Source organism: Enterococcus sp. 9D6_DIV0238 (genome assembly GCF_002174455.2).
Classification (GTDB): Bacteria; Bacillota; Bacilli; order Lactobacillales; family Enterococcaceae; genus Enterococcus_L; species Enterococcus_L dunnyi.
Window position 1 is genome coordinate 128,229 of the sequence record NZ_CP147246.1, and the last position, 12,975, is coordinate 141,203.

Sequence of the window (12,975 nt, forward strand, 5' to 3'; positions counted from 1 at the left end):
AAGCAAAACTGATTTAGCTGTTTATTAAAGAAATGAGGACAATAAATGAATATAAATGAAATGAAACAAAGACAAGAAAAAATTCGTAATTTTTCCATTATTGCCCATATTGACCACGGGAAGTCGACACTTGCCGACCGTATTTTAGAAAAAACAAATACGGTTACATCAAGAGAGATGCAGGATCAATTGTTGGATTCTATGGATCTTGAAAGAGAACGGGGAATCACGATCAAGCTGAATGCAGTCGAGCTTACATATACTGCAAAAGACGGCGAAACTTATATTTTTCACTTGATCGACACCCCAGGACATGTGGATTTTACGTACGAAGTATCTCGTAGTCTTGCTGCCTGTGAAGGTGCGGTTTTAGTTGTTGATGCAGCCCAAGGGATCGAAGCTCAAACATTAGCTAATGTTTATTTAGCGTTGGATAACGACTTAGAAATTTTACCGGTGATCAATAAAATCGATTTACCAGCGGCAGATCCCGAACGTGTTCGGACTGAGATCGAAGATGTGATCGGAATCGATGCTAGTGAAGCAGTTTTGGCTAGTGCTAAAGCAGGGATCGGTATTGAAGATATTTTAGAGCAGGTCGTAGAGTATGTGCCAGCACCAGCTGGCGATTTAGATGCACCGTTGAAGGCATTGATTTTCGACTCTGTTTATGATAGTTACCGTGGTGTCGTATTGAATGTTAGGGTCATGGATGGTGTAGTTAAACCAGGTGATAAGATTCAGATGATGAACAATGGTAAAACATTTGATGTAACCGAAGTCGGCGTCTTCTCACCAAAAGCGGTTGCTCGTGACTATTTGATGGTCGGTGATGTCGGTTATATCACGGCCAGCATCAAAACAGTACAAGATACTCAAGTTGGGGATACAGTCACATTAGCAGAGAATCCAGCACAAGAAGCTTTGCCTGGATATCGTAAAATGAATCCAATGGTTTATTGTGGTCTATATCCAATTGACAATTCTCGATACAATGATTTACGAGAAGCATTGGAAAAACTTCAATTGAACGATGCTGCATTACAATTCGAACCAGAAACATCTCAAGCCTTAGGGTTTGGTTTCCGTTGCGGATTTTTAGGATTGCTGCATATGGATGTTATTCAAGAGCGTTTGGAACGTGAATTTAATTTAGATCTTATCACGACAGCGCCTTCTGTTATTTATCATGTCAATAAAACGGATGGCTCACAAGTCGTTGTTGATAATCCAGCTGATTTTCCTGAACCAGTAACGATCGATTCTGTAGAAGAACCTTTTGTTAAAGCACAGATCATGGTACCGAATGAGTATGTTGGTGCGGTAATGGAATTGTCTCAACGTAAACGGGGAGAATTCGTAACCATGGATTACTTAGATGATTATCGTGTAAATGTAGTGTATGAATTACCTCTATCGGAAATTGTTTTTGATTTCTTTGATAAGCTAAAATCAAGTACAAAAGGCTATGCTTCACTAGATTATGAAATGTCTGGTTATAGAACGAGCCGTCTTGTGAAAATGGATATCTTATTAAACAGCGAAAAAGTCGATGCTTTAAGCTTTATCGTGCATAGAGACTTTGCTTACGAACGGGGCAAAGCTATCGTAGAAAAATTAAGAAAACTGATTCCAAGACAACAATTTGAAGTGCCGATCCAAGCAGCGATCGGGCAAAAAATCGTGGCTAGATCAGATATCAAAGCATTGCGTAAAAATGTCTTAGCGAAATGTTATGGTGGAGATGTTTCTCGTAAACGTAAATTATTAGAGAAACAAAAAGAAGGGAAGAAACGAATGAAACAAATTGGTTCGGTGGAAGTACCTCAGGAAGCCTTCATGGCGGTTCTGAAAATGGACGAGGACGAACCGAAGAAATAGGATTTTAAATAGGAAGCTTAGTGTTATCAGCCGTCTTTGGTTGCTAAAAAACATCCAAACTTCTTTAATAAACATTTTTATTCATGCTTGTTTCACTATTGGTATAGTATAAAAGTATCTTCGAAAGAAGGTACTTTTTTTGTACAATCAAATTGAGTAAGAAATCGAGCTTATGAGAAGAAAATATCTTTAAAAAAAAAATGAATCAAGATAAGTTGCCAAATAAGAGAAGAAACGTTGTTTCTTTAAAAAGTTTCATTTTGATGGTTCAGATTTAGAAGCTCCAAAATACGAAATTGAAAGTTGATTTAGTTTAACAATTTTGCTATACTGACCTTGAAAATAATTAAGCCATCTAAAAATGAATGGAGTATGCTTGGTGAGTGTAACAGGTATCTAATCAATAAGCTGAATAGACAAATAAACGTAGGTTTATTTGTTTTGCTTGTAGAAGTGATATCTGTCGAATAAATAGGATTATTGTAATCTTAGACGATAGGGTGACTATCGTCTTTTTTTGTATTTTTTAGAAGGCTGATTATTTTGGACAGGTATCTCTTAAGAACAAATGGGAATATTTACAAATCGATGAAATCAAATAGATTTTCGTATCAATGAAAAGATTTCCCTTTCGAAAATAGGAGAAAAAGTATGAATACAACAAAAATAGTAAATCAGATAGTTGAAATAAAAGCTCAAGTAGCTGCTGTTCACAAAGATATATTTGAAATAATAAGTGAGGAAGGTACAAGATTTGCCCATATTAAACGAGGACATTACTTCAATGAACAAGTAGATTATCCAGCAACTGGTGATTATGTAATGATAAATTGGCAAGGAGAAGATAAAAGTCAAATTCTTCGTACATTGCCTCGACGCTCTACTTTAACTCGAGCTGACCATGTTGAAAATAAAGAACAAATAATCGCTACGAATTTTGATTATATCTTTATTCTTCAAGCAGTAAATCAAGATTTCAATATTCGCCGTTTAGAACGTTATCTAACTCTTGCATGGCAGTCCGGTGGAGTACCAGTAGTGATTTTGACTAAAAGTGACCTCAATGAAAATCATGCTGATCTGATTTCAGCAGCACAGCAAGTCGCAATTGGAACAACCGTTCATATTGTTAGTGCACATACAAAAGTAGGACTGAAGGAGCTTGATCGTTATTTGAAACCAGATAAAACAATTGTTTTAGTAGGTTCTTCAGGAGTTGGCAAATCAACATTGATCAATGGTTTAATGGATAAAAAGGTTATGAAGATCAAAGAAATTCGTGAAAAAGATGGAAGAGGTAGACATACAACGAGTCATCGTCAATTATTTGTTTTGAGTAATGGTGCCAAAATAATTGATACACCAGGTATGCGGGAAGTCGGCATATGGAATGCGTCAGAAGGGCTGGGGCAAAGTTTTTCTGATGTAGAGCATTACTTTGGAAAATGTAAATTTAGAGATTGTCAGCATCAAAGTGAACAAAACTGTGCCATTAAAATAGCGCTACAAGCCGGTGACCTATCTCTTGAAAGATGGGAAAGCTACTTGAAGTTACACGCAGAAGCAAAATATACCAGCAACAAAACTGCCTATTTAAAAGAAAAAACGCAGACAGAAAAAGGCATTAGTAAATTAGTCAAAGAATTAAAAAGTATCTATCAAGTCAATGCTTGCTTAGAAAGTTTTATTTGTAAAGAATGTGGAAGACTAGTAAATCCAGAATACGCTGGAAGTAATCACCGAAATCATTGTCCTTATTGTTTAACAAGTATCCATGCAGATAATTTACCTGGCGATCGTGCTTCATTATGCAAGGGAAAAATGGATGCAATCAGTATTTGGTCAAAAAAAGATGGTGAGTGGGCAATAATTCATCGTTGTAGAAGCTGCGGAACCTTAAAGTCAAATCGAATCGCAGCAGATGATGATCAAAATCGTTTAGTTGATTTAGCAAATAAAGCGATACAACACCCGCCTTTTATAATAGAAAATACAAAATAACTTTTAGTAATAAGAAGTAGGAGACGCTATGACTTACAATATCCATCATATACAGATCACAGTAGAGGACGTAAAAAAAGCTGAGCCATTTTATGATCAACTATTTGCACTCTTAGGTTTCGATATACAAAAGAAATACTCTGGTTATTTAGAGCACGCAGATATGGAAGTGATCGAATATTTAAGTGATGCATTTGATTTCGGTATTTCTTCGCCCAAAAGAACATTTACTAAAGAGAAAGTTGATTCAAGGAAACCCGGTTCTATTCAGCATATTGCTTTTAAAGCAGGGAGTAAGCAAGAAGTAGATGAAATTTTTCCAAAAATTCAAGCGCTGGGTGTAAAAATTCTTCATGGCAAGCCTAAGGAATATAAAGAGCGGATCGCACCAGATTATTACGCATTATTTTTTGAAAGTCCAGATGGTATTTGTTTTGAAATTTTCCATTATTGAAAACCCTCCACTAGACCACCTTCCAATCATTTTTGGCTAGAATGAATCTAGAAAATGATTGGAGGGAAAAGATGATCGATCAAAAAAACAAAGCAATTGAAGTGAAAGATCTAGTAAAAACATTTGGAGAAAAACGTGCAGTTGATAAATTGAGTTTTACTGTAGAGAAAGGGACGATATTTGGATTGCTCGGTCATAATGGGGCAGGGAAATCAACGACGATCGATTGCCTCTTAGGTACGCAAAAATATGATTCCGCAAGTATCACCTTGTTAGGCAAAGACCCAAGAAAAGAGCGAAAGAAGCTTTTTCAATATGTGGGTGTCCAGTTTCAAGAAGCAGCTTTTCAAAATCAGTTGAAGGTCAAAGAAATCTGTGAAATTACTCATTCCTTGTACAAAAAGCCGATTGACTGGATGAAAACACTGGATGAATTTGGTCTTTCAGCAAAGTTGAATTCGTTTTTGGCTACATTATCAGGCGGAGAAAAGCAAAAGCTATGTATCCTACTAGCGATCATGGGAAATCCGGAGATCATATTTTTAGACGAGTTGACAACAGGACTTGATCCCAAAGCAAGAAGAGACGTTTGGCGGTACTTGCTGATGCTTAAAGAAAAAGGTGTGACTATTTTTCTGACTTCACATTATATGGATGAAGTAGAAACCTTATGTGATCGTATTTTAGTCCTAAAAGAGGGCAAAGAAGTGGCAAGCGGTACAGTAGCAGAAATAATATTAGAAAGTAAAAAAGACACACTTGAAGAAGCTTTTCTAACACTTATCGGGGAGGAATATTAAGATGAAGACATTTTGGTTACTTTATAAATCAGAAGCAAAACTGTCGATAAGAGAAATGTCTTCCATTATTTTTGGTATTTTTGTTCCGCTTGGCATTGTTTCTCTTATGGGATTTATGGATTCTAGTAATGATTCGCTGAATACAGCTTTTGTATCAGTTTCGACTGTAGGAATTTGTTCAGCAGGTGTGATGGGTCTTCCTCTGGCATTATCTTCTTACCGTGAACGAAAAATCTTGAAAAGATATCAGGTTACACCAATTAGTCCGATCCAATTACTTTTGGCTCATCTACTTTTTTGCTTTACGATCAGCATTGTATCGATGCTTTTATTATTAGGCGTATTAGCTGCTTTCTTTCAATTTTCTTATGTTGGCAACTGGGCTTACTTTATCCTCGCTTATCTTTTAGTGATGATTTCCATTCATGCCATTGGTTTGATCGTTGCCAGTTTATCTCCTAGTGAAAAAGCAACGGGCGCGATAAATTCAGCAATCTTCTTTCCAATGTTCTTTTTATCAGGAGCGACAGTTCCTTATGAAATCATGCCAAAAGGACTACAGAAAATAGCGGATATTATGCCATTGACGCAAGGCATCAAGTTATTAAAGGCTGTTACGTTTCGAGAAGAAAATGGGATACTTTATATGGTTTTACTATTAACAGCTATTTCCATTATTGGAATTTTTATTGCTGTGCGCTATTTTAGATGGGAATAAGGATAGTTGTTTATAGCTAATTCTTCATATGTTGAGAATAGTTTAGATAAACTTTGTGCGAAAGCATGATTAAAATAGCTACTCTTATTTATTCTACTTATCTCGAAAATAATCGAACCATCTAAAAATTGAAAGGAGCATGTCTGGTGAGCATCACAGGTATCTGATCAATAAGCTGAAAAACGGATAGACTACGGTCTATTTGTTAAGCTGGTAGAAGTAGTCTTTTTGGAATCATAGGATTTTTGTAGACTTAGACGATAGTTTTATACTATCGTCTAAGCCTGTAAACAAAATTAAATTTGAAAAACAACATTGAATATGCGTCTATAATTATTCAATCGTACTTTTTTACTTTTGATTCTGCTACAATTTACTAAACCAAAATTTATAGAGGTGGAATTGCTATATGGAAAGATATATTGCACTATTAAGAGGTATCAACATAAGCGGCAAGAATAAGATAGCTATGTCTGAGTTAAAAGTAAGTTTTACAGAACTGGGATATTCAGCAGTTTCTACACATCTCAACAGTGGGAATGTTGTTTTTTCCAGTGATACAGACACTATAGATATTCTTGCAGATACAATAAAAACGACGATAAAAAATAAGTTCAAACTGGACATACCAGTTTTTGTTATTTCCCAGAAAGAACTGGAAGATATATTAGCTAAGGCTCCTGCATGGTGGGGGGGAAATAACAAAGAACTATATGATAATTTAATTTTTATGTTTCCTAAATTATCGTATGACGAGTTTTATAGTGAGATTGGGAGTCCTAAAGATGAGTATGAGAAAGTATACAATTATAAAAATGCTATCTTCTGGTCTTTTAAGCGTAAGGATTATCAAAAGACAAATTGGTGGTCAAAAACTGCCCATTCTAAAGTAAGTGACAAGATCACAGTTAGAACAGCAAATACAGTAAGAAAAATAGTTGAAATTTAGTCAGGAAGATTCATATTCAATATCTTAATGATACTCATTTAGATGGCCGGATTGTTAAGACAGATTATATTAAAAAAAATAAAAGAACTATTACTAGGAGGAAAATATGACTATTACGATTAGACATGAAGACGAAAAAGATTATAGAATCGTAGAAGAAATCACACGAGAAGCATTTTGGAATTTATATTTTCCAGGAGCAGTCGAACATCTACTGGTTCACAACATCAGAAAACATCCTGACTTTATCCCCGAATTGTCCTTCGTTATTGAATTAGACAATCAGATCATCGGTAGTATTTTCTACACAAAAGCGAAAGTGATCGATAAGGAGGGGATCGAGCATCCGATCATAACTTTCGGGCCAGTGAGTATTTCACCAGAATATCATCGACAGGGATTCGGTCGGATGTTGATTGAGCACTCACTTGCTGAAGCGAAAAGACTAGGCTTTAATGCCATTATTCTTGGCGGCTTTACGTATCATTACCATCCATATGGATTTGTAGGGACAAAGAAATATAATATATCGATGCCTGATGGTAAATTTTATACTGGCGTAATGGCATTGCCTCTATTTGAAGGTGCATTAGATGGCATAAGCGGTAGCGTTCATTTTTCAGAAGCGATGTATCCAGATGAATCCATCTTAGATGATTTTGACAAAACATTCCCACCAAAAGAAAAAAAAGTTCTACCGCATCAATCAGACTTTGAAAAAGCTGTCAGTGAAATTGATACGTATGATTACTGATTGAAAATGAGCGAATCACTTTTATAGAAAATTAGAAAAGAACAATCTATCCATTTTTAGTTTTCGAAACCCTACACTATAACACCAATGTACCCTTTCTTGATAAGATCATTGAGAAAGGGGAAGTTATCATGTCAAATACTAAAGAAAATGAACGTCTAAAAGAAGTCATAAAAAAAATTGAAAAGAAAATTGAACAAATCGATGGGACTGTAATTGCCAATGAACAAGCTTATAAAGATATCAAAAAATATACAGTTGAGTATAAAAATGAATTGGACAAGTATGAGGTTTACAATCACCAGCAAAACTTAAGTTTTATTGATAAGCGTAATAACTTTGAAACGAACATCAGAAAAAAGCTGGCATATTTAAAAGAAACACCTTACTTTTCAAGAATTAAGTTTCAGTTTGAAGATGACGAAGACGTAGAGAATTTTTACATTGGTAGGTATGGATTTGCGGATGATCTAGGACAACAGCTGATCTATGATTGGCGTGCACCGATTTCCTCATTGTATTATGATTTTAGCTTAGGTTCTGCTTACTACGAGTCATTAGGAAAGAGATTTTATGGATATTTAAAAGGTAAACGGCAGTTTGAAATTGAAAAGGGCGAGCTTAAATTTGTTGTCGATACAGATGATACAGTGAATGATGACTTTTTGATGAATGAGCTGAGTAAAAATACTTCAAATGAAATGAAGACCATTATTCACACGATTCAAAAAGAACAAAACGAAGTAATCAGAGATGTAAAAGCCAAGAACTTGATTATCCAAGGTGTGGCTGGTTCTGGAAAAACATCTATCGCCCTCCATCGAATTGCTTATTTACTTTATCAAAAAAGAGAAGAGCTGCAGGCTTCAGATATTTTGATTCTATCACCAAATGATGTTTTCTCGAGTTACATTTCAACTGTTTTGCCTGAATTAGGAGAAGATGAGCTAAATCAGCTTGAAATCACGCAACTTGTCCAACCAATGATTGAAGAAAAGCTAACAGTAACTGACAGACAAGGTGAAATAGATCGAATCGTAGAAAAGCCAAAGTCAAAAGAGGCTGAAACCTACTTGTATAAAAGGTCAGAGAAATTCTTTTTGTCCTTGAAAAACCATATCCAACAGCTAAATAATAGATTGTTTTCTGAAGATATCATCGTTGATCATCAGTACACATTTTCAAAAAAAGAATTGGAAAAAGTAAATAATACTCTTACGGAAAGCGCATTGTTCGATAGAGCTAAGCAATTAGCACGGCAATTAAGTAAGATCGCGCCTGAAAATGAACAAAATCATATACGCGAAGCAATAGAAAAAGAGTTGCGAAACAGGTTGCAAATAACAACTAGCTTGAATGAGTACGTGAACTTCTTGATGTTAGAAAAGATTCCCTTTAATCAAAACAAAAATAAGATTGATTATGCTGATCTATTTCCATATCTCTATTTCAAAATGAACATTGAGGGAATTCTTCCCAATCGTCAAATCAAACATATTGTTATTGACGAAATGCAAGATTATTCGCTGCTGCACTTTTATGTGCTGGATCGTTTGTTTCCTTGCCAAAAAACAATTTGCGGAGATGTCAATCAAGATTTACTGACAACCGAAATGAATTTTTTAGAGCGACTACAAACCGTTGTTCCAAACAACCGTGTAGTCACATTCAATACCAGTTATCGTTCCAGCTATGAAATAATTAAATTTGCTAAACGATTTACGACAAATAATGCACTCACTCCGATTGAACGTCACAATAAAGAAGTTGAACTTATGTATGTTGATCACCAAAAGGAAAAACAAGAAAAGCTAATCAAAATAGTAGAAAGATTTGAAACGTCAGCTCATAAAACCTGCGGCATCATTTGTCAAACTTGGGATGAAGTTGCTAAAATTAAAAAAAAGCTCTCTTCTTATGAGATCACTCGTTTTGGGAAGCAGTCCTCAGCTATGACTGAAGGTATCATTATCACGACGCCTCAATATGCTAAGGGCTTAGAGTTCGACCAAGTGATCCTGACAGATATCAGGAAGGAACAATTATCGGCAAAAAGCAATCTTCTGTATACAAGCTGTTCTAGAGCACTTCATGAACTAACGCTTTTTATTTTGAATGATGGGGGAGAAACGGATGGACACGTATAAAACTTCTGAAGTAGCAAAAATAGTTGGTTTTCATCCTAACACGATTCGACGCTATGAAGAGTGGGAACTGATTCCTAAGCCTCAAAGAGCTAAAAATGGCTATAGAATATACAATGAGTATCATGTTGAATTGATAAAAACTGCAAAAGTTGCTTTCCAGGTCGAGGTGCTCCAATCTGGATTAAGAGCAATGATGAGAGAGCTGATCAAAGCTTTGGCAAAATATGAATTTGCTGCAGCAACAGCACTGCTCAACGATTATGTATTGGCTATCGATCAAGAGATCGATGAGGCGAATGAAGCGATTCATATCGTTGAAGATATGATCAATGGAAAGATCGAAGAGGAAGACATTTCTTTAAAGCGTAGTGAAGCAGCGGATTACTTAGGCGTGACGACAGATGCGTTAAGAAACTGGGAGCTGAATGGCTTGTTATCGTTAAAGAGAAGTCAAAATGGCTATCGCATTTATGCAGCAGATGATCTGAAGCGATTAAAAATCATTCGTATATTACGTTCAGCAAAATATTCATTAGAATCCATTTTACGCTTACTTCATTTTGTCGATCGCAAAGAAGAACATGATATAAAAGCTATTTTGAATACCCCTGAACCGTCAGAGGACATCATCTCCGTCTGTGATAAGCTGATTCTCTCTTTGGAGAAGGCTAAAATGAATACAGTCGAATTAGCCCAACGTATCGATACATTGAAAAAAATTGCTGCGACAATGGATGTGTAAACTGTCATGTAAAAAGTTATAAGTTTTAAAGGAAGGAGGCATAAGTATGGAGCAACAACTTGGACTTTGGGAATCAATAGTAGCTATTTTAACTTTGAAACCAATCTATGGGTTAGGCGCATTTGCCGTGTTTAGTTTCTTATTGTGTCTTACAAGAAAAAATAAACAGTCTTCAAGAATAGTGGTCGCCTCCTTGCTACTATTTTATTATATGAGTGTGACATTTTTGAACGTTTTCGGTATACCAACTTTAAGTGAGTTATATAGGATTAACGGCTTTAAAAAGCAAGTATTCAATCCGAACATCAATCTGATCCCATTTAGAGAAGGCATAAGTTTAGGCTTTCTGTTTAACATCGCTTGTTTTATACCAATAGGCTTTTTGTGTCCGATAATTAGTAGGGTGTATGGAAAAATAAAATATGCTTTTTTAATTGGTATAAGCATTTCATTAGTGATCGAGATCAGTCAATTATTTACCGTTAGCAGAGCTACAGATATTGACGACCTACTTGCAAATAGTTTGGGAACAGTGATTGGTTGCATCATTTTTATATTAGTATCAAAACGAACAAGAAACAAAGTGACAGCAAGCCCTAATGAAGAATTTATTTTTTCCGGAATGATACCTATACTAATTGTGTTACTGGCTTTTGTAATGACTTTTTTTAGTTAGAAAGAGTTGAATTTTCTGGAAACATTAAAATACTATTTCTAATGAACCAAAATAATTTGACAAACCTCTCCATGGTGAACCGTAAACGAATTCCAGAAACTTGCTTCAAACCTCTCTAAAAAGAGATTTATATGGACTGTGAATAGCTACAATAAAAACGCATGTATTGATTAGTTATCGAAAATTAGAAGTGAATTCCAGCATTTTAGTTGTTGTAATGTAAAAGCACTAGAAAACAGCCTTATTAAGTCCAAAAGTAAAAAATGGAAATGAGGAAATGAACAATGAGTAAATATGAAAATTTATGGAAAGCGTTAGTATTAAATGGAAATGAAGATATTTATTTGAACTTTCAAGAAATAGAAACTATTTTAGGGTTTCCAATTGATCATTCTTTCCTGACGTATAAAAAAGAAGCGAAGAACTACGGCTATGAGGTAGGTAAAATTTCAATGAAAGAAAAAAAGGTACACTTCAAAAAAATATAGGATTATCTAGCCTCAAAAGCGGTTTGAGAAGATCTTTTTGAAAGGAGGAAACAGTGATGAATAAAGACCAGTGTCAACCAATTATTATCGAATTTCCTCTTAGAGGCGAATGGCATGCTCCTATCACACCAGTAAAGAGAATTCCTAGCCATGGTACGGATCGAATGGGGTTAAGATTTGCGTTTGATTTTGTACAGGTTGATTGGGAAAATAAGAGAAAGCCGTTTTACAACACTAGTTTTGCTAAGTACTTTTTCTTTGGAGTAACGTTAGATAAATGCTATTGCTGGGGGAAACCAATTTTTGCGCCTTGTGATGGTGAAATCGTAACAGTTAGAGATGGTGTTCCAGAACGTGCTGTTGTGCATTGGGTAGTAGATTCGGCAATTGCTATAAAAAATGCTCACTTCTTTAATGAATATAAAGACGACTTCAGTCAAATTGCTAGGAACTACCTTGTTATAAAGTGTCAAAATAATGTCTATATGGCATTTGTCCATTTACAAACGAATTCGATAAAAGGAGCCGTTGGTGATCGGATCAGAAAAGGAGAGAGACTGGGAAATGTTGGACATTCAGGGAATTCTACCTCCCCGCATTTACATTTTCAATTGATGGATAGCGTCGATATCGCACAGTCAAATGGTCTGCCCTTTTTATTTGAAGAATATGAAGTATATCGAAATGGTGTCTGGGAATCAGTCCATAATCAGATACCAGCAGAAACAGATCGAATTCGCTTTAATAAAAGTTAAGTTTTTTACAGTATACGTAGAAAACAGTGAGTAGAAGTATTTATTTTAGAAGAAGGAAAAATTATGTCGTGAGCGATAAACTAATTGTTCATGCTAAAGAGATTTGGTTATCAAAATGCTAGTTTTTCTAATTTAAATATTGATTTATCATTGTTTATTGGTTGTCTATCCACAGCGACAATGGACGAGTGTGAACCGAAGAAATAGCAATCAAAAGATGGATCTCCTAATAAGGTGATCCATCTTTTTTGTTCTATCTATAGACAATATATATCTGCAGATGTATAATATCTGTAAATATAGGATGATCATGCGACTGAACTTTTAAAGGTATCCAAAAAAGGAAACATGAAATCCATTCTTTAGAGCTTAAATCATAAATAATAGGAGGAAGTAATCATGTCATTTAAAGAAGAAATCGACCAACTAAAAGAAACATTTCAACAAACTAAAAAACAAGGAAAAGCTTTAGGTGAGAAATACGCTGAGGAAGGAAAAGGAATTGGTGAAGAATATAAAAACAAAGGAAAGGAAGTAGGAAAGCAATTTAAAGACCTTTCTAGTGGCATCAAAGATCGATTTAAATAGAAAAGCAGCGGCTGTTTTATGA

The 12,975-nt window shown here is 35.2% G+C and carries 13 protein-coding genes; all 13 read left to right on the forward strand.

Translation table 11 applies throughout. From position 1 onward, the window contains the following. The first annotated feature begins 45 nt into the window (after positions 1-45). The 13 genes from lepA (at position 46) to A5889_RS00610 (ending at position 12,953) form a co-directional block, all read left to right on the forward strand. A complete protein-coding gene (gene lepA / locus A5889_RS00550; RefSeq protein ID WP_087639937.1) occupies positions 46-1,881 on the forward strand; it encodes a translation elongation factor 4 in 1,836 nt (611 codons plus the stop codon). Positions 1,882-2,532: 651 nt separating this feature from the next. After that, on the forward strand, positions 2,533-3,882 hold the full coding sequence (gene rsgA, locus A5889_RS00555; protein ID WP_087639938.1) for a ribosome small subunit-dependent GTPase A: 1,350 nt from the start codon (positions 2,533-2,535) through the stop codon (positions 3,880-3,882). Positions 3,883-3,910: 28 nt separating this feature from the next. Next, entirely contained in the window at positions 3,911-4,336 is a 426-nt protein-coding gene (locus A5889_RS00560; RefSeq protein WP_087639939.1) for a VOC family protein, read from the forward strand. Positions 4,337-4,407: 71 nt separating this feature from the next. Then, entirely contained in the window at positions 4,408-5,136 is a 729-nt protein-coding gene (locus A5889_RS00565) for an ABC transporter ATP-binding protein (RefSeq protein ID WP_087639940.1), read from the forward strand. Between the two features lies 1 nt (position 5,137). Beyond that, a complete protein-coding gene (locus A5889_RS00570; RefSeq protein WP_087639941.1) occupies positions 5,138-5,854 on the forward strand; it encodes an ABC transporter permease in 717 nt (238 codons plus the stop codon). A gap of 409 nt (positions 5,855-6,263) precedes the next feature. After that, positions 6,264-6,803: a DUF1697 domain-containing protein gene (locus tag A5889_RS00575; RefSeq protein ID WP_087639942.1), complete on the forward strand. Its 540-nt coding sequence runs from the start codon at positions 6,264-6,266 to the stop codon at positions 6,801-6,803. A 106-nt stretch (positions 6,804-6,909) separates the two neighbouring features. Then, the gene (locus tag A5889_RS00580) at positions 6,910-7,557 is read left to right on the forward strand and encodes a GNAT family N-acetyltransferase (RefSeq protein ID WP_087639943.1); all 648 of its coding nucleotides are present in this window, start codon (positions 6,910-6,912) and stop codon (positions 7,555-7,557) included. 131 nt (positions 7,558-7,688) lie between these two features. Next, positions 7,689-9,704, forward strand: a complete 2,016-nt coding sequence (locus A5889_RS00585) for a HelD family protein (RefSeq protein WP_087639944.1) — start codon at positions 7,689-7,691, stop codon at positions 9,702-9,704. Continuing rightward, positions 9,691-10,446 carry a MerR family transcriptional regulator gene (locus A5889_RS00590; protein WP_087639945.1) on the forward strand — a complete coding sequence of 252 codons (756 nt, stop codon included), beginning with the start codon at positions 9,691-9,693 and terminating at the stop codon, positions 10,444-10,446. Before A5889_RS00585 ends, A5889_RS00590 begins: the two co-directional genes overlap by 14 nt. Positions 10,447-10,492: 46 nt before the next feature. Beyond that, positions 10,493-11,122 (forward strand): VanZ family protein, encoded by a 630-nt coding sequence (locus A5889_RS00595; RefSeq protein ID WP_087639946.1) that lies wholly within the window; start codon positions 10,493-10,495, stop codon positions 11,120-11,122. 284 nt (positions 11,123-11,406) lie between these two features. After that, on the forward strand, positions 11,407-11,610 hold the full coding sequence (locus A5889_RS00600) for a hypothetical protein (RefSeq protein ID WP_087639947.1): 204 nt from the start codon (positions 11,407-11,409) through the stop codon (positions 11,608-11,610). Positions 11,611-11,666: 56 nt separating this feature from the next. Beyond that, entirely contained in the window at positions 11,667-12,365 is a 699-nt protein-coding gene (locus A5889_RS00605; protein WP_087639948.1) for a M23 family metallopeptidase, read from the forward strand. Between the two features lie 399 nt (positions 12,366-12,764). Continuing rightward, the gene (locus A5889_RS00610) at positions 12,765-12,953 is read left to right on the forward strand and encodes a hypothetical protein (protein WP_087639949.1); all 189 of its coding nucleotides are present in this window, start codon (positions 12,765-12,767) and stop codon (positions 12,951-12,953) included. Positions 12,954-12,975: the final 22 nt, after the last annotated feature.